The following is a 20446-nucleotide window of genomic DNA, read 5'->3' on the forward strand; positions in this document are numbered from 1 at the left end:
GGGCGCTCCGACAGGTCAGGTCTCCACGTCACGACGCACGCCGAGCGCGCTCGGCGGCCAGGGCCTCCTCCAGCGGCACGTACCGACCCGTGCCAGCCTTGGCGTCCCTGACGGCCTCGTAGTAGCCGGGCTGGTTGGCGGCCACGACGACAAGGCTCCACCGGTGCAGCAGCAGCCGCAGAGCGGCGTACTGGGCGACATCGTCTCGGGCGGCCTCAACGGCGGCCCGGTACTGGCGGAGAAACTCGTCGCGCTCCCGTTCCGGCAGTCCCCACAGAATCGTCTGTGGGTCCTGGGGATCATCCTCGTGGACGGGTTGGGCGCTCATATGGGCAGCATATGCGTGACCGCTCGGTGCCGCCCGTTCCTCCAGCGCGATGAGTATAGGAACCTCCCCCACCGATGTTCCTGCTGCATGCTCTCGCCACTGGTCCCAGCATTCCAAGGCGCATACGCCCGACCCTAAGGGGATGGGAAGGCAGGCCGCCGGGCGGGAAAGGCCGAAGACGCGCGGATCTGGAAGTCGGCGGACAGGAGGCGGCCCTGGTCGCCCTCGCGGCCCTCGATGCTGTCGACGAGGAGTGACACGGCCGCCTCAGCGGTCTCGCCGGGTAGATAGCTGAGCGTGCTGGTCGGCGGATCCGTGTACGGGGCCGTCGGGTCCTCTGTGGTGCAGACGAGCAGCAGGTCGTCAGGGACGGACCGGCCGAGTTTGCGGATCGCGTCCAGCAGGAGCGCCGGGTTGATCTCGACCAGGGTGAAGAGCGCGTCGGGCGGGTCGGCGGCGTTGAGCAGCCCCTCGACGGCGTTGAGCACGTGCTGGAGCCCGGGACCGGGAATGTAGGCGACGCGGGGTCCTCGGCCGCGCTCGGCACACCAGTCCTGGTAGGCGCCGACCGACTGCTGGTAGAAGCAGGCCGTGGTCGCGGCCGTGACGATCGCGATCCGTTCGGCGCCGGCTGCCTCCAGGTGGTCGAGGGCCTGGCGCACGGCACCGTCGTAGTCGAAGTCCACCCATCGGCTGGGCTCCCGTGCCTCGATGGCGACCTCGGTCAGAGCCCGGCGGTCGGAGACCACCGGGACACCCGCCGCGAGGAAGTCTCCGACCATCGGATCGCCCTCGACCGGGTCGATGACGAACACGCCGTCGAGCGGCATGTCCAGCCAGCAGTCGTCCGGACCGGAGGTGGGCAGCAGGACGATGCCGTATCCGTGGGCCAAGGCCGCCTGGGTGATCGCGGTGACAAGCGTCCCGAAGTAGGCCAGTTCGGCATAGACCCACGGCGTCTCGACGTACTCCCGTGCCGCCACGCCGAGCAGCATGGTGTGCCCACGGCGCAGCAGCCGCGCCGTGGCGTTCGGACGGTAGCCGAGACTCCGCGCCACCTTCTGCACGTGCTCGCGGGTTGCCGCGGGAAGGCGCCCGGCTCCGTTCAGCGCATCCGACACGGTCGTCTTGGACACCCCTGCGGCGCGAGCCACGTCCACGAGACGGACCCGGATGCGATCCGACTTGCTCATGAGCGGGATCCTGTCACCTGGCCGGAGGGTTCGCCACCCCTCCTAGCGTTGCAGAATCGTTCCTTCGACCTCTTGTGCAGGAACGTTCCTTCACCAATACTCGCTGCAACCTCAGCCGCATACCGGATCGTTGCGGCCTGTTCAGAAAGAGGTGATCTGATGCGCACCTCCCGTTTGGTCGCGGCGACCGCTCTGCTCGCCCTCGCGGTCAGCGCCTGCGGCGGCGCTACGAGCGCCGACAAGAATGGCGGCTCCGCCGCTTTCGAGATCACTGAGGACACGCCGCCTGCCAAGGGCCCGGTGGACTCGGTGACCTGGTCGCTCTACGCCGAACCGCAGTCCCTGGACTACGCGTACGCCTTCGACTACCACCCCAACACCGTGCTCGCCAACGTATGCGAGCAGCTCATGCGGATCACTCCCGACCTCAAGGTGGAGCCCGGCCTGGCCAGTGCGGCGGCCAACCCCGACCCCAAGCGCTGGGTCTACACGATCCGCGACGGCGTGAAGTTCCACGACGGCTCCACGCTCACCGCCGACGACGTCGTCGCCAGCCTGCGCCGCCACATCGATCCCAAGGTCGGCTCGTACTGGATCTCGGCCTACATGAACGTCAAGTCGGTCGAGAAGACCGGGCCGATGGAGGTCACGGTCCATCTGAAGAAGCCCGACCAGCTCTTCAACGAGGAGATGGGCACTTCCGCCGGGACCGTCGAGAGCGCCGCCTGGCTGGCCAAGGAGGGCTACGGCACCCCGGACGTCGGTGTCAACTGCACCGGACCGTTCGCGCTCGAGTCGTGGCAGAAGGGCCAGGCGCTCAACTTCAAGAAGTTCGACGGCTACTGGGACTCATCGCTCGCACCCAAGGTGAACACGCTCAAGATGGTGTTCATCCCGGACCCCGCCGCCCGCGTCAACGCGCTGCTCTCCGGCGAGGTCGACGGCGGCTACCTGCTGCCGCCCCCCGGGTTCCCCAAGCTGCGCACCGCCGGCACCGGCACGCTCTACTTCGGCCCCAACACGACGGCCGTGAACCTGATCCCCACCGACCTCAAGGGCACACTGGGTGACCTCAAGGTCCGCAGGGCGCTGTCCATGGCGCTCGACCGCGAGGGCATCATCAAGGCCGCCGCGGGCGGGGTTGCCACGCCGGCGAAGGCGCCCGCCGCCATCGGCGCCTGGGGAATCGCCCCGGAGGCGGCCAAGGACTACTACGCCAAGCTTCCGGCCCTCACCAGGGACGTCGCCGGGGCGAAGAAGCTGATCGAGGAGGCCGGCGCCACCGGCAAGAAGGTCGTGATAGCGACCAGCACGCTCTCCCCGGAGATCGGCGTCATCGCCAACGCGGTGCAGTCGGCGGGGCAGGCCATCGGCCTGAAGGTCGAGCTGAAGGCGGTGGCCCCGGAGGCCTACACGGCGCTGTTCTCCGACGAGAAGGCCCGCGAGGGGATCGACCTGGTCATGACGATCTGGTACAACTCCACCCCCGACCCGCTGGAGTTCTACGGGATCCTGGAGACGGGCAACTTCGCGAACTACGGCGGCTATTCCAACCCGGAGTACGACGCCCTGGTCGACGAGGCCAACGCCCAGGCCGACCCGGCCGCGCGCGCCGAGGTGATCGCCAAGCTGCAGGAGATCGCCGTCCGTGACGTGATCTGGATCCCGCTGTACGAGGTGCCGCACAGCATGTTCCTCAACAAGCGGCTCACCGGCGCGCCGACCAGCATCGCCCAGCTGATGTTCCCGTGGGCCGCTCGTCTGGGTTCGGCCGGTTGAGTTCGACCATGGCAGGTTTCCTCCTCCGCCGGATCGCCGGGATCGTCGCGACGCTGTTCATCACGTCGTTCCTCGTCTTCGGTTCGGTTCACCTCGCCCCCGGTGACCCGGCGTCCTTCCTCCTGGGAGGGCGCTCGGCGTCACCGGCGGCCGTCGCGGCCATCAAAGAGCAGTACCACCTGAACGACCCGTTCCTGGTCCAGTACACGAAGTGGATCGGCGGCGTCGTCACCGGCGACTTCGGCAAGTCCGTGCAGTTCCGGCAGGACGTGGCCGGTCTGATCCTCGCCCGGCTGCCGACGACGCTATGGCTCATCGGCTACGCCGCGCTGCTCATCCTGGTCGGGGGGCTGGCGTTCGGGGCGCTGGCCGCGCTGCGGCGGGGCGTCGTCGACCGCGCGGTCCTCATCGGCACGGGCGTCGCCACGGCCACCCCCTCGTTCGTCGCCGCGATCGGGCTGATTTCGCTGTTCTCCGTCCAGCTGGGCTGGTTCCCCGCCTTCGGCAACGGCAGCGGCTTCGGCGACCGGATCAGCCATCTGACGCTCCCGGCGGCGGCGCTGGCCCTGACCTTCGTCGGCCTGCTGGCCCGGGTGACCCGGACGTCGATGCTGGAGGAGCTGGGACGCGAGCACGTCGAGGTGGCCCGCTCACGCGGGGTGCCCGGCTCGGAAGTGGTACGGCGGCACGTGCTCCGCAACGCCCTCGGCCCGATCACCACCGTGACCGGGACCATCGTGGCCGGCCTGCTGGTCGCCACCTCGATCGTGGAGACCGCCTTCGGTCTCTCCGGGGTCGGCCAGTTGCTCGTCAGCTCCGTCACCGTCAAGGACTTCCCGGTCGTGCAGGCCGTCAGCCTGCTGGTGGTGCTGGCCTTCGTCACCGCCAACCTCGTCGTCGACCTGGTCCATCCGCTCATCGACCCCCGCCTGTCCCACGCGAAGGGAGGCACAAGATGACCGCCGTGCCCGTCCACCGGCGCAGGATCCTCGCGCCGCTGGCCCGCATCGCGGGCGGCGACAAGCTCGTCACGGCCGCCCTCGCCGTGCTGGCCTTGCTGATCGTCGCGGCGGTCCTGGCCCCGCTGATCGCCCCGCACGACCCCGACGCTGTGGACCTGTCCGCGACCTTGAGCGGCTCCACCCCCGAGCACCTGCTGGGCGCGGATCAGTCCGGCCGCGACGTCCTGTCCCGGCTGATCTTCGGCGCCCGGACGGGACTGCTCGGCCCGCTGGTGATCGTGATCGTCTCGACGCTGCTCGGCATGCTGATCGGGGTGACCGCGGCCTGGCGCGGCGGAGTCGTCGACTCCGTGCTGTCGCGCGTCATGGAGCTCATCTTCTCCTTCCCCGCCCTGCTGCTGGCCATCATCCTGGTGGCGGTCTTCGGTGTCGGGCTGACCGCGCCGGTGATCGCGATGAGCGTCGCCTACGCCCCGTACGTCGGCCGGTTGGCACGCAGCGTGGCCATGCAGGAGAAGGCCCGCCCCTACATCCAGGCGTACCGGGTGCAGGGCTGGTCCGGCTGGGTGATCTGCGTGAAGCACCTGCTCCCCAACATCGCTCCGCTGATCCTCGCCCAGTCCGCGATCAACTTCGGATACGCGCTCATGGATCTCGCGGCGCTGTCCTTCCTCGGCTTCGGTGTCCAGCCGCCGACCGCCGACTGGGGCGCGATGATCAACGAGGGCGCCCCGGCCCTGCTCCAGGGCGCGATGCTCCCGGCCCTCGCCCCCGGCGTCGCCATCGTGATCACGGTGGTCGCGTTCAGCATCGTCGGCGAGTCCATCGCCGACCGCGTCGCCAGGCGGGAGCAGTGATGACCACTCGGCTACTGGAGATCGAGAACCTGACCGTGCGGCTCGCGGCCGGCAAGGCCGCGCGCCCCATCCTCGACGGGGTGTCGCTGCACGTCGAGCGCGGCGAGGCCGTCGGACTGGTCGGCGAGTCCGGATCCGGCAAGTCCGTCACGTGCCGAGCGGCGCTGGGGCTGCTTCCGGAAGGGGCAGCCGCCACCGGAGCCCTGCGGCTGGACGGAGACGACGTCCTGACGATGTCCCCGGCCCGGCTCCGCGACCTGCGCCGCCGCGACGTCTCCATGATCTTCCAGGACCCTCGGGCCTCCATCAACCCGATGCGCAGGATCGGCGACTTCGTCACCGAAGGGATGCGCGCCGGCGGCATGCAGCAGAAGGACGCTCTCAAACGGGCCGAGGAGCTGCTGGAATCCGTCGGCATCCGTGAGCCGCGCGCGGCTCTGCGCCGGTACCCGCATGAGTTCTCCGGCGGCATGCTGCAGCGCGTGATGATCGCCGGCGCGCTCGCCGGAGAGCCCCGGCTGCTGCTGGCCGACGAGCCCACCACGGCGCTGGACGTCACCACGCAGGCCGAGGTCATCTCGATCCTCACCAGGCTGCAGGCCGAGCGCGACATGGGGATGCTCTTCGTCACCCACGACCTGGAGCTGGCCGCGGCGATCTGCGACCGCATCTACGTGATGTACGCGGGACGGATCGTGGAGGCGCAGTCCGCCGACGGACTCTTCAACCGGCCCCGCCATCCGTACACCGCGGGACTGCTGGCCGCGACCCCGCGGCTGGACTCGGACCAGGCACCGCACGGCGTCCCCGGGCGTCCGGTGTCACTCGCCGAGGCTCCGAGCGGATGCGCCTTCGCGGCCCGCTGCGCGCACGCCCAGCCGAGCTGCACGGAGCAGGAACCCGTCCAGCGGGAGATCGACGGTGCTCAGGTGGCCTGCCTGCGCGTGGAGGAGCTGATCCATGACTGAGTACGCACTGGAGGTCGAGGGGCTGCGCAAGTCGTTCGGCGACCATGTGGCCGTCGACGACGTCTCCTTCTCGCTGCGGCCCGGCGGCTCCCTGGCCATCGTGGGCGAGTCGGGATCGGGGAAGACGACGACCGCGCGGATGCTCGTCGGCCTGGAGCGGCCGGACTCCGGCCGGATCCGCGTCGGCGGGCGGGACCGCTCGGCCGTCGCCCGCGGCAGGGCGACCCGGCTGGCCCGTGCCCGCGAGATCCAGATGGTCTTCCAGGACCCCTACCTTTCGCTCGACCCCCGCGTCAGCGTCGCCCAGTGCGTCGAGGAGCCGCTGCGCCTGCACTTCGCGCTGGGCGAGCAGGAACGACGGGCCCGCCGCGACGAGCTGCTGGCGCGGGTCGGCCTCGGTGAGCGGGAGGCGGACGCGCTCCCCAGGCGGCTGTCCGGCGGCCAGCGCCAGCGGGTCGCCATCGCCCGCGCGCTGGCGACCGAGCCGAAGGTGCTGATCCTGGACGAGGCCACCGCCGCCCTCGACGTGTCCATCCAGGCCCAGATCCTCGACCTGCTGGCAGAGATCCGCGACGACACCGGCGTCGGATATCTGTTCGTCACGCACAACCTGGCGCTCGTCCGGCACATCGCCGACGACATCCTCGTGCTCTACCAGGGGCGCGTGGTCGAGTCGGGCCCGACCCGGGATGTGCTGGCCGCCCCCGAGCACCCGTACACCCGCCTGTTGCTGCACTCTGTGCCGCGACCCGGCTGGGACCCCGCCCAGATCGCCGCCGACCGGCGTGCCCTCGCCGCCGCCCTGCAGGAGACGACGACCACCACCGAATCCCCCCAAGACCCTGATGCCCACCCCGCAGTAAGGAGTGTCTCCCCGTGACCGACCTCGCCTACCTTTCCGCGACCGAGGCCCTGCGGCTGTTCCGGTCGCGAGACCTGTCTCCCGTCGAGCTGATGAACGCCGTCATCGAGCGGGCCGAGGCCGTCGAGCCTCAGGTCAACGCGATCAGCGAGCGCATGTTCGACGAGGCGCTCCTCCAGGCGAAACAGGCCGAGGAGGCCTACCGCGATGGCACCGCGCGGACGCTTGAGGGCATTCCGGTCGCCACGAAGGACGAGCAGCCGATCGCCGGGCGGATCGCCTCCGACGGCTCGCTCGCCTACGCCGACCATGTGGCCGAGGTGACCCACCCGGTCATCGAGCGGGTCGTGGCCGCCGGCGGCATCGTGCACGCCCGCTCCACCACCCCCGAGTTCTGCTGCGCGGGCTTCACGCACTCGAAGCTGTGGGGGATCACCCGCAACCCGTGGAACCTGGACTACTCGCCCGGCGGCTCCTCGGGCGGCTCGGGCGCGGTGCTCGCCTCCGGCACCGCCACCCTCGCGACCGGCTCCGACATCGGCGGCTCGATCCGGCTGCCCGCCGCCAACACCGGCACGGTCGGCTACAAGCCGCCCTACGGCCGGGTGCCCGCGATGCCGCCGTTCAACCTGGACCACTACTGCCACGACGGGCCGATGGCCCGCACGGTCGCCGACTGCGCGCTGCTGCAGAACGTCATCGCCGGCCCGCACCCCCACGACGTGGTCTCGCTCCGCCCCACCGTACGGGTCCCCGAGCAGCTCGGCGACGTGACCGGCCTGCGCATCGCGTACGCGCCGAACCTGGGCGACTGGCCGATCGAGCCGGAGATCGCGGCCAACACCAAGGCCGTGGCCGACGCGCTGCGTGAGGCAGGGGCGATCGTCGAGGAGGTCGAGGTCGGGCTGAGCCGCGCCGACGTCTTCAAGGCCGCCTTCATCCACTTCGGCGCCATCTTCGGTCCCATGGTCACCCGGGTCGCGGATGAGCACGGCGACAAGCTCAACCCCTACGCCCTCGCGTTCGCCGAGACGGCCGCGAAGGCGATGAACGAGCCCGGCGCCTTCCTGGCCGGGCTGGAGCTGGAGGCGGCGATCTACGCTCCGATCGGCGAGCTGCTCGACCGGTACGACGCGTTGATCTGCCCCACCACGGGGGCGCCCGGCCTGCTCGCGGGTGAGGAGTACGTCGACACCAAGTTCTCCGTGAACGGCGTCGAGCTCGACCACTACCTCGAGTACGCGATGACGCCGGTGTTCAACATCGCCAGCCGCTGCCCGGTGCTGAACGTCCCGTCCGGGCGCGCGTCCAACGGCATGCCGACCGGGGTGCAGATCGTCGGCCGCACCTACGACGACGCGACCGTCTTCAACGTCGGCGCCGCCGTCGAGCGGGTCCGCCCGTGGGCCTTCCGCCCCGAGTCGCTCTGATCCCTCTGATCTCATCTCGAGGAGAATTCGCATGACCACCCATGCCGACCTCGTCTTCCGAGGCGGTCCGGTGCACACGCTCGCCTTCGGCGGCCCCGGCGGCCCTGTCGCCACCGCGGTCGCCGTCCGCGACGGCCGCATCGTCACAGTCGGGGACGACGCCGACGTACAGTCGCTGATCGGCCCGGACACCGAGGTCGTCGACCTGGCCGGTCGCGCCCTGCTGCCCGGCTTCCAGGACGCCCATGTGCATCCGGTCCTCGCCGGGCTCACCATGATCCAGTGCGACCTGCACGACGCGAACGACGCCGACGAGGCCGTCGCGGCCGTCCGCGCCTACGTGGAGGCGAATCCCGACGCCGAATGGATCAGCGGAGGCGGCTGGTCCATGGAATGGTTCCCCGGGGGCACGCCGAGCCGTCACCTGCTGGACGCGGTGGTCCCCGACCGCCCTGTCCACCTGGTCAATCGGGACGGTCACGGAGCCTGGGTCAACACCAGGGCTCTGGAGCTGTGCGGCATCGACGCGGCTACCCCGGACCCGGTCGACGGCCGCATCGAGCGGGAGGCCGACGGCACCCCGCAGGGAACACTGCACGAAGGCGCGTCGGGCCTGGTCGGCCGGAACGTCCCCGAGCCGACCGCGGACATGGTGCTGCGCGGTCTGCAGGCCGGCCAGCAGCGGCTGCATTCGGTCGGCGTGACGGCGTGGCAGGACGCGATGGTCAACACCGAGGTCGAGCAGGCCTACCGGACCGCGGCCGAGTCCGGGCTGCTCACCGGCCGCGTGGTCGGCGCGCTCTGGTGGGACCGCGAAAGGGGCGAGGAGCAGGTCCCCGAGCTGCTCGCGCGCAGAGGCGGCGTGGGCACGTTCCGCACCACCAGCGTCAAGATCATGCAGGACGGCGTGGCGGAGAACTTCACCGCCGCGATGACCTCCTCCTACCTGGACGGCTGCGGCTGCGGGACCGGCAACCAGGGGCTCAGCTTCGTCGATCCGGAGAAGCTGCGCGCGTACGTCACCCGCTTGGACGCCGAGGGCTTCCAGGTTCACGTGCACGCCGTCGGTGACCGGGCGGCCCGCGAAGCCCTCGACGCGTTCGCCGCCGCGCGGGCCGCCAACGGCACCAACGACAATCGCCACCACATCGCCCACCTCCAGGTGGTGCATCCGGACGATGTGCCGCGGTTCGCCGCCCTCGGCATCGCCGCCAACATGCAGCCGCTGTGGGCGGCGCACGAGCCGCAGATGGACGAACTGACCATCCCGTTCCTCGGTCCGGAACGCGCCGGCTGGCAGTACCCGTTCGGGGACCTGGCCCGCACCGGCGCTCCGCTCGCGGCGGGCAGCGACTGGCCGGTCAGCAGTCCCAACCCGTTCCTGGGCATCCATGTCGCGGTCAACCGGGTGATCCCGGACGAGAGCCAGGAGGTGTTCCTGCCGGAACAGTGCCTGGACCTGACGGCCGCGCTGGCCGCCTACACGATCGGCACAGCGCGGGTGAACCACCTGGACACCGAGACCGGCACGATCGAGGAGGGCAAGTTCGCTGACCTGGTGGTCACCGACCGCGACCCCTATTCGATCCCCGTCGGTGAACTCGCCGAGACGTCGGTGCTGGCCACCTACGTCGAAGGCCGTCGGGTCCACACCGATCCGGCCTTCTGACGCCGTCGTGGTGCGGTGCGTTGTCGCACCGCACCACAGATCCGTTCACGGGCCTGATTGCCGGCCGAGGACGGAGCGACCTCCGCCGGCCGGAACCCGTCGTGACGTCTCAGCCGCGGATGTGATCAGCCGGTCTGCCCGCGAGAACGGCGCGGGCGGGAATCAGCGTCGCGGCGAGAGCCAGGCCCAGCGTCGCGGCCACCATCGCGGCGAGGGCCACGGGCCGCACGTGCGGGATCGCCGATCCGGTCAGCCCGTAGCTGATCGCCATCAGCGTCGGCACGGCGATCGCCGTACCGGCAGCCAGTGCGATGCCGCCGACGAGCAGCGCCTCCCAGCGGATCACGCCGAGCACCTGCCGCCGGGTGCCGCCGACCAGACGCAGCAGCGCGAACTCCCGCACCCGTCCGGTCGTCGCCATGACCAGCGTGTTGATCACCGAGACGGCGATGAACACGATGATCAGGCCGAGCGCGAGGAGGTTGACCCAGTTGTTCAGCTCCAGCTCCGCGTCCCGCACGTCGGACGCGTCGTCGCGGTCCAGCACCGTCAGTCCGGGGCTCAGCTCGGCGAGGCCGTTCCTGATCGATCCGTCCCCTACGACGAGGAGCCGGTCGGCCATACCGGAGGCCGTGTGGGCGCGCACCAGGTCGTACGGCAGGGCGACGTCGCCGAAGCCGAGGCCCCGGCCGTAGACGGCCACCACCGTCGGCGTGATCGGGGTGCCGTCGCCGAGGCGCAGCCGTACCTTGTCGCCGACCGACACGCCGAAGGAGTCGGCGGCGAGCGTGCTCAGCGCCACCGTGCCCCCAGTGCTACTCCCAGCGCTACCCCCGGCGCCTCCTGTGTCCCCCGTGTCGCCGCGCAGCCGGTCCAGCGAGCCGGCCTGGACGTCCAGGTCGAGCCCGTGGGCGGGGACGGTCAGCCCGATCGCGCCGTACGGGCGCAGCGTGCGCTCGCCCAGCTCCTCGAGGTCGCCGACCACCCGGGTGTCGATCACCTCGGTCACCCCGGCGACCCCGGGGAGGGCCCGCGCGGAACGGGAGACGTCCGAGGGCACCCCCGGCCCCGCGGACCGCACCACGTAGTCGGCCCGCAGGCCGTCGGCGGCCTGCCGCGCGGTCGCGTGGCCGATGGTCGACTGGGTGAAGACGGTCGTTCCGGCGAACGCGAGCATCAGGATGAGGGGGCTGACCACGGCGGCCAGCCGCTGGGCTCCGGTACGGGTGTTCGCGACGGCGAGGTAGCCGCCCACCCGGGACGACCGGCCGAGCGCGCCTCCGACCAGCGTGACGGCGAGCCGGACGAGCCACGGTCCCAGCAGCGCGGCGGCCACCGCGAGGAAGAGCACGATGCCGCCCGCGCTCATCGCGGCCGTCTCGCCCGCCACGAACATCGAAACGACGCAGAGGCCCGCCCCCAGGGCCAGGAAGACCAGCCCGGTGATCACGCGGCCGCGGCCCAGCGCCCGGCGCTCGGTCACCGCCTCGCCCAGCGCCTCGGTCGGCCGGATCCGGGTGGCCCGGCGTACGGCTCCTCGCGCCGACAGCCAGGCCGTGGCCGTCCCCGCCGCCACGGCGACCAGCATCGGCACCGGCCCGACGACGGGCGGGAACAGATCCGGAAGCATCCCCTTGGAGACGAGCTCGCCGAACATCCACCGGCCCACGGCGACGCCCGGCAGCACGCCGGCGGCGCTCGCCACCGCGCCGATCAGCAGGGCCTCCTTTCCGGTCAGCCGCGCCTTCTCGGCCAGGGCGGCGTCGAGGACGATCTCACCGGGCGAGGCGGGCACGTGTCCGGCGCGCAGCGTGTACGGCGTGAGCCGCGCGGACTCCCACGCGTGGCCGGAGGTGGGGCCTTGAACCATACGGCCGTCGGAGCCCAGCAATCCGACCGGGAAGGTCAGCTCGGTCACGACATCCCGTACTCCGGGCACCCTCCGGATCTCGCCGGCCAGCGAGGCGGGGATGGACGCGGGCTCCTCGAGCGGCACGCTCTCGGTCACCTCGATCGGCTCGTCGCCCTTCTTGACGATCGAGGTCTGCTGCGGGCCGGCCAGCACGACGGGGACCGCGCCGTACCGCTCCGGCCGTACCTGCGCGCGCAGGCCGGTCTCCATGAGCACCCCGCACGCGGTGACCAGGACGGCGGCGAACAGGAGGGCGAGAAAGGAACCGGCGAGCGACGACATCCGGCCGCGCATCGTCGCGAAGGCGAGGCTCAGCATCACACGGCCGCCATCGACCGGCCGAGCGCGGACATGCGCCGTGCGATGGACTCGGCCGATGCCGAGCGCACCTGGTCCACGACGACGCCCTCGGCCAAGAACAGCACCTCGTCGGCGTAGGCCGCCGCCACCGGATCGTGGGTCACCATCACCACGGTCTGGCCCGTCGCGTCCACCACCTGGCGCAGCAGGCCCAGCACCTCGGCGGCCGTCGTGGTGTCCAGTGCGCCGGTCGGCTCGTCGGCGAAGACCACCTCGGGCCTGGTCACCAGCGCGCGGGCGATCGCCACCCGCTGCTGCTGGCCGCCGGAGAGCTGGGACGGCCGGTGGGTCATGCGTCGCTCGAGCCCGACCCGCCTGACGACCTCCTCCAGCCAGGCCCGGTCCGTCCGCTCGTCCGCCAACCGGAGCGGCAGCGTGATGTTGTCACCGCGTTCATCCGAATGGCAGGCGATGCCACTTGAATCCCCCGTTTATCCCAATTGCCGATTGCCTTGCCAACCGTATTGACCAGCGGGTTTCCGCGGGAGAAGGCGTCCCACCATGTCGGCGGTAGGGCCAGCCCTACCTTTCGGCAGGCTCGCCGATGGTCGGCACGTCCGGCCGGATCGCCAGGATCTCCGCAGAGTCGGTGAGGCCGAGCTTCCTGCGTACTCGTTCGTAGAACGTGGTCAGACCGAGCCGGACGACATGCGCGGCGGCGGGCCGGGGACGGATGCCGATGCACTCTCCCGGCTCGACATAACCCGCGACGTTCCCGTCGACCTCGACGGCGAGCCTTCCGCTCGCGGGCAGGATGGCCAGCTCGACGGTGTCTCGCAGGGACAGCACCACCCCGCGGTTGTTCGCGGAATGCGGGGCCGCGGGGGTCACGAGCAGGGCCTCCACTTCGGGGTTCACGATCGGCCCCCCGGCGGAGAAGCTGTACGCGGTGGACCCGGTCGTGGTGGCGACGATGACGGCGTCGCCCGCGTAGCCGATGAACGGCCGGCCGTCGACGCGCACCATCACAACGGCGCTCTTGTGCCCGGGGACGCGGACCACGGCGACATCGTTGAAGGCGGTGACGACGCGGGAGCCCAGAACGGCGTCTATGGCCAGCCGGGGCTCGATGGTGAATTGCTGGGCGTCGATGGCCGAGAGCGCACTGTGCAGATCGGGCACGTCGACCTCGGCCAGGAAGCCGAGCTTGCCCACGTTCACGCCGAGGACCGGGGCACACTGCCGGTCGGCCAGCCGCATGGCCCTGAGCATGGTGCCGTCTCCGCCGAGGCTGACGACGAGCTCGGACCGAGGGCCGAGCTCCTCTGCCTTCACCGGGATCACCCCGCGGTCGAGTCGCCAGACCTCGTCCTGGATGCCGAGGACCAGCGCGTTCCTCCGGGCGGCCCAATCCAGGACCGCGGTGACCGCTTCCGCGCAGTCACGTCGAGGGTGCAGAACCAGGCCGACAGAGCGCATCACACCGAGCCTCCGAAGTGAAGCCAAGGACTTGGGCACCGCTCCGCGTCGCGAGAGAGCGATCAGCTCGTCCGCTGGCCCACGGCGGCTGGGCTCTCGCCACCCCTGCCGCTTCGGAGTCTCGCGCAGACAGGAATCCCATTTGTCCCCGTATGGCCATTTTAATGGCGCACAGGCCACGGGCGCGGCGTGGGACGGCGCCAGGGCTGACTCAAGCGGCGTCCGGCGACTTCTCGCTGACAGGCAAGCGCACCGTCCGATCGCCGAAGTCGACGACCAGATCCAAGCGGGCCCCGAGCGCCTCTACATAGCGGGCGATGACCTCAAGGGATGTGACCTCGCCATGCTCGATCTGTGAGACACGGGCAACGCTCACGCCCATGGCGGTCGCGACGTCCTTTTGTCCGAGCCCAAGTTGCTTGCGTGCCTCGGCAAGCTGATGGCCTCGCGCCTCGGCGAGGAGCTTCCTGGCTCCCTCCTCGATGATGGAAGGGGAGACACCGGCATCATGCAGTTCCCGCTCCAGGTCGGCCCAGTCCCCCGGCGTCCTCTTCGGCATGTTCACTCCTCGTCGTCGCTGGTGTAGTCGATGTAGAGCTGTATGGCCAGGGGGATGTTCTGCTTGTACCACCGTTCCCAGTTGCCCGCCTTATCGCCGCCCAACAACAGCAACGCCGCCCGGGTGGGGTCGAAGGCGAAGATGATCCTGATCTCCGATCGCCCGCGCGATCCTGGACGCAGTTCCTTGAGATGGTGGAGGGAGCTTCCCTTGAGCCGGTCGACGAGCGGCCTGCCAAGTGTTGGCCCCTCCTCTCGGAGAGCGGCTACAGCCTGAGCGACCTGAATCGCCGAGTCGAGATCCTCCTTGAGGAGCGTCCTGAACCAGGCGGCGTACTCATCTGTGACCTTCACCGTCCACGCCAAGAGAGCCCTCCCGAAATCAAGGCTAGCCTTAACTTGGACAGTAGGCTACTGCCACCCGAATGGGATGTCGTGAGGTTGAGCAACTCCATACACAGACTCGCGGCGTCCGGTCATCGGCGCGGCACGACGGGCCTGAGCCTCCACGGCGTCGCCGCCCGCGCCGACCGTTGGCTTCGCCGAGCATCCCGCAGAGCTCCACCGGCGGCCCGCACATCGCGCCCGAATCCGTCGTGCTACACAGGAAAAGGGGTGATGGCCGATGCCTCGTTTCCTTAACAGGGACCTCGTGGCGGTCGTGGCCGCGTTGCTGGCTCCCCTCGCCGTCGCGGCGCTGATCGTGCCGTTCCGCGCGGGCTTCTCGAACACGAACGTCGCTCTCATCCTGGTCGTGGTCGTGGTGGCGGTCGCCGCCGCCGGGAACCGCCTCGCCGGGGCGCTCGCGGCGGTCTCGGCCGCCGCCTGGTTCGACTTCTTCTTCACCCAGCCCTACCAGCGGTTCAGCATCACCAAGGCCGCGGACGTCCAGACCGCCGTCCTGCTGCTCGTCGTCGGACTGGTGACCTCGCAGCTGGCCGCCTGGGCCCGCCGCCTGAAGGTGATCGCCGTCACCGACGCCGACTATCTCGCCCGTCTCCACGACGTCGCCGCGCTGGCCCAGTCCGCCAGATCACCCGGCACGGTGATCAACCAGGTGCAGAGCCAGCTCACCGACCTCCTTAACCTGCGCGGGTGCCGCTTCGAGTACGGAACCCTGCTCGGCCATCCGCCGCGTCTCGAACAGGACGGCGCCGTGACGGTGGGCCACAGGCACTGGGACGTGGAACGGAAGGGACTCCCCGATCGGGAGATCGAGCTGCGCACCTTCGGCAACGGCCGCTTCTATGGCCGGTTCATGCTGCAGCCCACGCCTGGAAGCAGGCCGTCCCTCCAGGCGCGGCTCGTCGCGGTGACCCTGGCCGATCAGGCTGGCCACGCGCTCGACGTCGCGGCGGCCTCCCGCGGCAAGGAGTGATCGCCCGAACGGCGGCATGGGGCGTTTTGATCCCGTTCCCGGCCTGAGTCCGGCGACTGTCGTACGTGTTATGTTCTGCGACATGGCCAGGGGAACGGACGAAGTCAGCGAGCCCATGTACTACGTGCTCACCGCGCTGCTCGACGGCCCTCTGCACGGTCACGCGATCATGAAGGTCATCGGGGAGCTCTCGGGCGGCCGGGTGAAGCCGTCCGTCGGCACCCTGTACGGCATCCTGGAGCGCCTCAACGACCGCGGCCTGATCGTGGTGGACCGGGAGGAGACGGTCAACGGCCGCAACCGTCGTTACTTCCGCATCTCTGAGTCCGGCCAGTCCGTGGTGGAGGCGGAGGCGCGGCGGATGCAGGAGGCCGCCGCCCTGGTGATGAAGCGCACCAGCTTCGCATGACGCCGCTCGAACGCCGTTACCGGCTGCTGTTGCTGGCCTATCCGCCCGCCTACCGCGCCGCCCACGGCAAGGAGCTTCTCGGCGTTCTGCTCGACTGCGCCGCGCCGGGCCGGACGACCCCCGAGGTCAGAGAGTCGGCCGGCCTCGTCACCGGCGGCCTGCGCGAGCGGGTGCGGCACGCGGCGCGCGGGAGCGCCTGGCGGGACGGCCTGCACCTGGGCGCCACCGCCGTGATGGCCGTGCAGCTCGCCGTGCTGCTCCCCTACGCCGGGTCGATTCCGTTGTGGGTGGTGCTGTCCGCGCTGGCGCTGCTCGCCGTTCTCCGCGGCCGGGTGCGGATCGCCCTCCCGCTCGCGCTGCTCACCGGTGCCAAGGCGGTGGCGATCGCGAGCGGACGGCAGCTCCTCGATGTGACCCTGCTGCCGGTCTATCCGAGTTTCCTCACGGCCAGGCCGATGTTCGTGGCGAGCAGCCCGGCCACCGTCGCGGTCGGTTACGGGCTCGCCTGCTGCTGTCTGCTGGCGCTGGCGGCCAGGGAAGCGCCGCCGCGCACCAGGTCCTGGTGGTGGTGGGCGGCCGTGCCGTTCGCCGCCTGGGCGGGGCCGGCGTGGATGGCCGAGGGGACGCCCTTCCCGATCAGCCTCAGCCGGATGGCCCTGGAGCTGGCCGTGCTCGGCCTGGCCGTCTGGGCGGCGCGGCTGGCCGGCGATCCCCGGTGGGCGCTCGCGGCGGCGCTGTACCTGCTGGTCGTCTCCACCCAGCTCGGCGAGCATCTCGCCATGTTGACCCCGCAGCACCTGGCCTACTGGGGACTGCTGGTGCTGCTGACCGCGCTGGCGGCCCTGGTCCCGTACGGCGGCCGGCGTCGCGTTCTCCTCGGTTGACCATGCTCCGTTGAACGAAGTATGGTCCTCCGCATGCCCAGGAGATCATTTCCAGCTTTGGCCGTTCTCGCCCTGATCGCCGGATGTGGCACCGACACCGCCGCGTCGCCGTCGGCGGCGCCCTCGCCGAAGCAGGAGAGGGCCCACATGATCCAGGTGGCCAAGGCGGACTGCATGAAGGGGAAGGGCTTCCGATACGTCCCGTACGTGGCCCGGCCGGAGATCAGCGAGCAGGACATGAAGACCTTCGACTACGCGGCAGCGAAGGCCGAGCGCTCGAAGTACGGCTTCCGCATCTTCAGCTCCTTCGTCTATCCCGACAAGAGCCCGGACGACGAGGCCGACCCCAATGTCGCCATCATCGTGGACCTGTCACCCGCACAGCTTGGCGCCTACAAGAGGGCTGGGGAGAGCTGCGACACTCAGGCGATCAGACAGGTCACCGGCAAGAACGTGAAGTCCTACGAGGACTGGGCCACCCAGGCCAGCGAGATGGTCCACCGGCTCTGGAAGCGAGAGCTCGACGGCGACCCGAAGCTCGTCGAACTGGCCTCGGCCATGGCCGACTGCCTCACCGGCAAGGGCTACCGGGTGACCTCCACCAAGCCGGTGGCCATGAGCGAGTGGGCCGCGCAGATGGTCCAGAGCGAGCTCCAGGGGGGCCGCAAGACCATGACCCCCAATGGAGAGGGCCCCGTCTTCAAGCCGATCAACATCTCTCCGGACGAGGCGCGGCGCTACCTGGACAAGGAGATCAAGGTGGCCCTCGACGACCTCGAATGCGGCAAGCAGTTCTACCCCGTCATCGTCCCCAAGAGCAATGAGGTGGAGCAGCGGGTCAACGAAGAGTTCGGCATATGAGATCGCCCTGACGGTCCTGCGCCCGCCGAGGACGCCCTTGCCCTTATCCCCCAGAGAGCGGCATGCATTGTGTTCGGCATGCCCCAGTTCAGCGAAGGCAGGTTCACGTTCCGATGTCCTGGCAGCTCCGCCTCTCCAGCCGCGGGTGAGAGACGACCATGAGATCACCACGCAGGCTCCTGCTGGCCGTACTGACGGGGGTCCTGATCCTCGCGGCCGTCGGCTGGGGCGTCAGCACCCGATTGCGCTCGCCCGCCGACGAGGCGGCGCTCCGCAAACCGCCCAAAGCATCGCTGATCACCGCGCCTGTCGAGCGCACCAAGCTGGTCAGCACGGTCGCGGTCAGCGGCACGCTGGAGTACGGCTCCCCGCTCCCCGTCACGCTGGCCGGAGCGGTCGGCGGTGACGACCCGATCCAGCGCGCCACCCGCGCACCCCGGCCGGGCGTGATCAAAGAGGGCGCGGTCCTCCTGGAGGTCAACGGCCGTCCCGTGATCGCTCTCGCCGGCAGGGTGCCGATGCACCGCACGATCAGCCCAGGTGCCGCGGGCGCCGACGTCAGGCAACTGCAGCGGGCGCTGCGCAGGCTCGGGTACGGCGTACCCGTCACGGGCGTGTTCGACCAGGCGACCATCACCGCGGTCGGCCGTTTCTACGCGAAGAAAGGATACGAGGCGCAGAAGCCCACCCTCGCCGACCGGCAACAGCGCGACCTGCTGCGCAAGGCCGCACGCACCGCGCAGGAGACCCTGGCCGCCGAGCTGAAGGGGCTGGACGACGGAAGGGACGTGCTGCCGCTCAAGGTCAGGATCACCAACGCCAAAGCCGACCTGAAGATCGCGCAGAGGGAGTTGGCCGAGGCCGAGGCCCAGCGGTCCACTCCGGAGGACGAGGCCGCGCTGGAGGCGGCGGAGTCGGCCGTGCGCGCGGCGGAGGAGCGGCTCGTCGAAGCCGAGCGGGCGCTCGATCAGGCGCGTACGGAGACCGGCCAGGCCTCCACCCCCGGCGGCACCCCCGGTGGCACCCCGGACGCCACCCCCGCCCCGCAGCCGACGGCCGACACCCGGTTGCTGGAGCTGCGGGTCGCCAACGCCAGAGCGGACCTGGACAGCGCGCGCAGAGCGCTCGCCCGCGCCGTGGACGCGGCCGAGGCCGCGCGGGACAGGCGGCTGACGGAGCTGCGCAAGGCCGTACGGGATCGGAAGGAGGCGCTCCTCACCGCCCAGCAGGCTTTGCGCCAAGCCAGACGGCTCTCACCGATGCGGCTCAAGGTGGACAACGCGCGGACGGACCTGGCGGAGGCCAGGGCGCTGCTCGCCGAGTTCGACCGCACCTACGGCACCACGATCCCGCCGGGCGAGTTGGTCTTCCTGCCCACGCTGCCGGCACGCCTGCGGAAGGCCCGGATCAAGGCGGGCGAGACGGTCGAGAAGGACGTCGCCGTCGTGACGAGCTCGTCCTTCATGGTGACGGGTTCGGTCGACTCCTCCGAGGCCGGCCTGCTGAAGGAGGGCATGAAGGCGGTCATCGAGACCGATTCCGGCAGGACCTACCCCGCCACGCTCACCGCGATCGGGGAGAAGGCCCGCTCCGCCACCGACGAGGAGCCCTCCGATGAGGAGTCCTCCGGCGGCAATGCCGCCAAGGGCGGGAACGGGCTGGGCTCCGAGAGCGTACTGATCGTCCCTGACTCGATGGCGGGGCTCAAGCGCTTGACCGGCGCACCGGTCACCGTGCGGGTGGCGGTCGGCGCCACCGACGGCGAGGTGCTGGTCGTCCCAGTGGCCGCGGTGATCACCGCGGCGGACGGCCGGCCCAGGGTGCAGGTGGAGATCGCGCCGGACCAGACCAAGGAGGTGGAGGTGCGCACCGCGCTCACCGCGGAGGGCAAGGTCCAGGTCACTGGCGACCTCAAGGAGGGTGACCGGGTGGTGATCGGCGGTGCCTGAGCCAGTCATCGAGCTGGAGGGGATCTGCAAGGAGTTCCCCACCGACCCGCCCGTGCGCGCGCTGTCGGACGTCCGCCTGCGCGTCGAACGCTCCGACTACCTGGCCATCGTGGGCCCGTCCGGCTCGGGCAAATCCACCCTGCTCAACGTGCTCGGCCTGCTCGACGTGCCGACCTCGGGCAGCTACCGGCTCGACGGCGTCGAGACGACCGCGCTCGGGGACGGCGCCAGGACCCGGCTGCGCGGCAGCCGTATCGGCTTCGTCTTCCAGTCGTTCCACCTGCTGAGCCGCCGCACCGTGGTGGAGAACACGATGCTCGCCGAGATCTACGGCGGACAGTCAAGGCGGGGACGCCGCGAACGCGCGCTCGCGGCGCTCGACAGGGTGGGGCTCGGCCACCGCGCCGGCTTCCCGCCCGAGCGCCTGTCCGGCGGCGAGCGGCAACGGGCCGCGATCGCCCGCGCGCTGCTCGGGGAGCCCTCCCTGCTGCTGTGCGACGAGCCGACGGGCAACCTCGACAGCCGGAACACCGACGCGGTCCTCGACCTCTTCGACGAGTTGCGGGAGCAGGGCATGACGATCGTGGTCATCACGCACGAGAACGAGGTGAGCGAGCGGGCCGTACGCAGGGTCCGGATCACCGACGGCGTGCTGGCGGAGGAGTGAC

General features: G+C 70.5%; 20 protein-coding genes. 13 read left to right on the forward strand and 7 right to left on the reverse strand.

Annotated features, from left to right (window positions below; all coding sequences use genetic code 11):
- Positions 1 to 28 precede the first annotated feature (28 nt).
- Together QSK17_RS22635 and QSK17_RS22640 are read right to left on the reverse strand one after the other, a co-directional pair.
- Positions 29 to 328 (reverse strand): DUF6247 family protein, encoded by a 300-nt coding sequence (locus QSK17_RS22635; RefSeq protein WP_285707087.1) that lies wholly within the window; start codon positions 326 to 328, stop codon positions 29 to 31.
- A 134-nt stretch (positions 329 to 462) separates the two neighbouring features.
- A complete protein-coding gene (locus tag QSK17_RS22640) occupies positions 463 to 1521 on the reverse strand; it encodes a LacI family DNA-binding transcriptional regulator (protein WP_285707089.1) in 1059 nt (352 codons plus the stop codon).
- A 159-nt stretch (positions 1522 to 1680) separates the two neighbouring features.
- Here QSK17_RS22640 and QSK17_RS22645 point away from each other — a divergent pair, with 159 nt between their 5' ends.
- The 7 genes from QSK17_RS22645 to QSK17_RS22675 are packed head-to-tail and all read left to right on the forward strand — an operon-like array spanning position 1681 to position 10048.
- Positions 1681 to 3300, forward strand: coding sequence for an ABC transporter substrate-binding protein (locus tag QSK17_RS22645; protein WP_285707090.1), 1620 nt, complete (start codon positions 1681 to 1683; stop codon positions 3298 to 3300).
- A gap of 8 nt (positions 3301 to 3308) precedes the next feature.
- The gene (locus tag QSK17_RS22650; protein ID WP_285707091.1) at positions 3309 to 4259 is read left to right on the forward strand and encodes an ABC transporter permease; all 951 of its coding nucleotides are present in this window, start codon (positions 3309 to 3311) and stop codon (positions 4257 to 4259) included.
- Positions 4256 to 5119 (forward strand): ABC transporter permease, encoded by an 864-nt coding sequence (locus QSK17_RS22655; protein ID WP_285707092.1) that lies wholly within the window; start codon positions 4256 to 4258, stop codon positions 5117 to 5119. The genes QSK17_RS22650 and QSK17_RS22655 overlap by 4 nt, the downstream gene beginning before the upstream one ends.
- Complete coding sequence (locus QSK17_RS22660) at positions 5119 to 6087, forward strand: ABC transporter ATP-binding protein (RefSeq protein WP_285707093.1); 969 nt, start codon at positions 5119 to 5121, stop codon at positions 6085 to 6087. The genes QSK17_RS22655 and QSK17_RS22660 overlap by 1 nt, the downstream gene beginning before the upstream one ends.
- Entirely contained in the window at positions 6080 to 6967 is an 888-nt protein-coding gene (locus QSK17_RS22665) for an ABC transporter ATP-binding protein (RefSeq protein WP_285707094.1), read from the forward strand. Before QSK17_RS22660 ends, QSK17_RS22665 begins: the two co-directional genes overlap by 8 nt.
- Positions 6964 to 8379 (forward strand): amidase, encoded by a 1416-nt coding sequence (locus tag QSK17_RS22670; RefSeq protein WP_285707095.1) that lies wholly within the window; start codon positions 6964 to 6966, stop codon positions 8377 to 8379. The genes QSK17_RS22665 and QSK17_RS22670 overlap by 4 nt, the downstream gene beginning before the upstream one ends.
- A gap of 31 nt (positions 8380 to 8410) precedes the next feature.
- Entirely contained in the window at positions 8411 to 10048 is a 1638-nt protein-coding gene (locus QSK17_RS22675) for an amidohydrolase (protein WP_285707096.1), read from the forward strand.
- A 109-nt stretch (positions 10049 to 10157) separates the two neighbouring features.
- Here QSK17_RS22675 and QSK17_RS22680 read toward each other — a convergent pair whose 3' ends face one another.
- From QSK17_RS22680 to QSK17_RS22700, 5 genes are all read right to left on the reverse strand, one after another.
- The gene (locus tag QSK17_RS22680; protein WP_285707154.1) at positions 10158 to 12278 is read right to left on the reverse strand and encodes an ABC transporter permease; all 2121 of its coding nucleotides are present in this window, start codon (positions 12276 to 12278) and stop codon (positions 10158 to 10160) included.
- Positions 12278 to 12682 carry an ABC transporter ATP-binding protein gene (locus QSK17_RS22685; RefSeq protein ID WP_285707097.1) on the reverse strand — a complete coding sequence of 135 codons (405 nt, stop codon included), beginning with the start codon at positions 12680 to 12682 and terminating at the stop codon, positions 12278 to 12280. Before QSK17_RS22685 ends, QSK17_RS22680 begins: the two co-directional genes overlap by 1 nt.
- Positions 12683 to 12842: 160 nt before the next feature.
- Positions 12843 to 13739 (reverse strand): NAD(+)/NADH kinase, encoded by an 897-nt coding sequence (locus tag QSK17_RS22690; protein ID WP_285707098.1) that lies wholly within the window; start codon positions 13737 to 13739, stop codon positions 12843 to 12845.
- Positions 13740 to 13950: 211 nt separating this feature from the next.
- A complete protein-coding gene (locus tag QSK17_RS22695) occupies positions 13951 to 14298 on the reverse strand; it encodes a helix-turn-helix domain-containing protein (RefSeq protein WP_285707099.1) in 348 nt (115 codons plus the stop codon).
- 2 nt (positions 14299 to 14300) lie between these two features.
- Positions 14301 to 14663 carry a type II toxin-antitoxin system RelE/ParE family toxin gene (locus QSK17_RS22700; RefSeq protein ID WP_285707100.1) on the reverse strand — a complete coding sequence of 121 codons (363 nt, stop codon included), beginning with the start codon at positions 14661 to 14663 and terminating at the stop codon, positions 14301 to 14303.
- 259 nt (positions 14664 to 14922) lie between these two features.
- On the opposite strand from QSK17_RS22700, the gene QSK17_RS22705 reads away from it, so the two are divergent.
- The 6 genes from QSK17_RS22705 to QSK17_RS22730 all read left to right on the forward strand — a co-directional run bounded on the left by QSK17_RS22705 (position 14923) and on the right by QSK17_RS22730 (position 20445).
- Positions 14923 to 15675 (forward strand): DUF4118 domain-containing protein, encoded by a 753-nt coding sequence (locus tag QSK17_RS22705; RefSeq protein WP_285707101.1) that lies wholly within the window; start codon positions 14923 to 14925, stop codon positions 15673 to 15675.
- Between the two features lie 82 nt (positions 15676 to 15757).
- A complete protein-coding gene (locus QSK17_RS22710; RefSeq protein ID WP_285707102.1) occupies positions 15758 to 16084 on the forward strand; it encodes a PadR family transcriptional regulator in 327 nt (108 codons plus the stop codon).
- Positions 16081 to 16968, forward strand: a complete 888-nt coding sequence (locus tag QSK17_RS22715) for a hypothetical protein (protein WP_285707104.1) — start codon at positions 16081 to 16083, stop codon at positions 16966 to 16968. Before QSK17_RS22710 ends, QSK17_RS22715 begins: the two co-directional genes overlap by 4 nt.
- A 33-nt stretch (positions 16969 to 17001) precedes the next feature.
- Positions 17002 to 17829 (forward strand): hypothetical protein, encoded by an 828-nt coding sequence (locus tag QSK17_RS22720; RefSeq protein WP_285707105.1) that lies wholly within the window; start codon positions 17002 to 17004, stop codon positions 17827 to 17829.
- Between the two features lie 158 nt (positions 17830 to 17987).
- The gene (locus tag QSK17_RS22725) at positions 17988 to 19778 is read left to right on the forward strand and encodes a peptidoglycan-binding protein (protein WP_285707107.1); all 1791 of its coding nucleotides are present in this window, start codon (positions 17988 to 17990) and stop codon (positions 19776 to 19778) included.
- On the forward strand, positions 19771 to 20445 hold the full coding sequence (locus tag QSK17_RS22730) for an ABC transporter ATP-binding protein (RefSeq protein WP_285707109.1): 675 nt from the start codon (positions 19771 to 19773) through the stop codon (positions 20443 to 20445). Before QSK17_RS22725 ends, QSK17_RS22730 begins: the two co-directional genes overlap by 8 nt.
- Position 20446 lies beyond the last annotated feature (1 nt).

The organism is Microtetraspora sp. NBRC 16547 (assembly GCF_030268965.1).
Lineage (GTDB): Bacteria > Actinomycetota > Actinomycetes > Streptosporangiales > Streptosporangiaceae > Microtetraspora.

Excerpts from the sequence above, each read along its gene's own strand:
- QSK17_RS22675 (WP_285707096.1), top strand. The coding sequence starts at position 8,411 with ATGACCACCCATGCCGACCTCGTCTTCCGAGGCGGTCCGGTGCACACG.
- QSK17_RS22725 (WP_285707107.1), top strand. The coding sequence starts at position 17,988 with ATGAGATCACCACGCAGGCTCCTGCTGGCCGTACTGACGGGGGTCCTG.
- QSK17_RS22690 (WP_285707098.1), bottom strand. The coding sequence starts at position 13,739 with ATGCGCTCTGTCGGCCTGGTTCTGCACCCTCGACGTGACTGCGCGGAA.
- QSK17_RS22660 (WP_285707093.1), top strand. The coding sequence starts at position 5,119 with ATGACCACTCGGCTACTGGAGATCGAGAACCTGACCGTGCGGCTCGCG.
- QSK17_RS22695 (WP_285707099.1), bottom strand. The coding sequence starts at position 14,298 with ATGCCGAAGAGGACGCCGGGGGACTGGGCCGACCTGGAGCGGGAACTG.
- QSK17_RS22640 (WP_285707089.1), bottom strand. The coding sequence starts at position 1,521 with ATGAGCAAGTCGGATCGCATCCGGGTCCGTCTCGTGGACGTGGCTCGC.
- QSK17_RS22645 (WP_285707090.1), top strand. The coding sequence starts at position 1,681 with ATGCGCACCTCCCGTTTGGTCGCGGCGACCGCTCTGCTCGCCCTCGCG.
- QSK17_RS22635 (WP_285707087.1), bottom strand. The coding sequence starts at position 328 with ATGAGCGCCCAACCCGTCCACGAGGATGATCCCCAGGACCCACAGACG.
- QSK17_RS22680 (WP_285707154.1), bottom strand. The coding sequence starts at position 12,278 with ATGCTGAGCCTCGCCTTCGCGACGATGCGCGGCCGGATGTCGTCGCTC.
- QSK17_RS22650 (WP_285707091.1), top strand. The coding sequence starts at position 3,309 with ATGGCAGGTTTCCTCCTCCGCCGGATCGCCGGGATCGTCGCGACGCTG.
- QSK17_RS22720 (WP_285707105.1), top strand. The coding sequence starts at position 17,002 with ATGCCCAGGAGATCATTTCCAGCTTTGGCCGTTCTCGCCCTGATCGCC.
- QSK17_RS22710 (WP_285707102.1), top strand. The coding sequence starts at position 15,758 with ATGGCCAGGGGAACGGACGAAGTCAGCGAGCCCATGTACTACGTGCTC.
- QSK17_RS22705 (WP_285707101.1), top strand. The coding sequence starts at position 14,923 with ATGCCTCGTTTCCTTAACAGGGACCTCGTGGCGGTCGTGGCCGCGTTG.
- QSK17_RS22655 (WP_285707092.1), top strand. The coding sequence starts at position 4,256 with ATGACCGCCGTGCCCGTCCACCGGCGCAGGATCCTCGCGCCGCTGGCC.
- QSK17_RS22715 (WP_285707104.1), top strand. The coding sequence starts at position 16,081 with ATGACGCCGCTCGAACGCCGTTACCGGCTGCTGTTGCTGGCCTATCCG.
- QSK17_RS22665 (WP_285707094.1), top strand. The coding sequence starts at position 6,080 with ATGACTGAGTACGCACTGGAGGTCGAGGGGCTGCGCAAGTCGTTCGGC.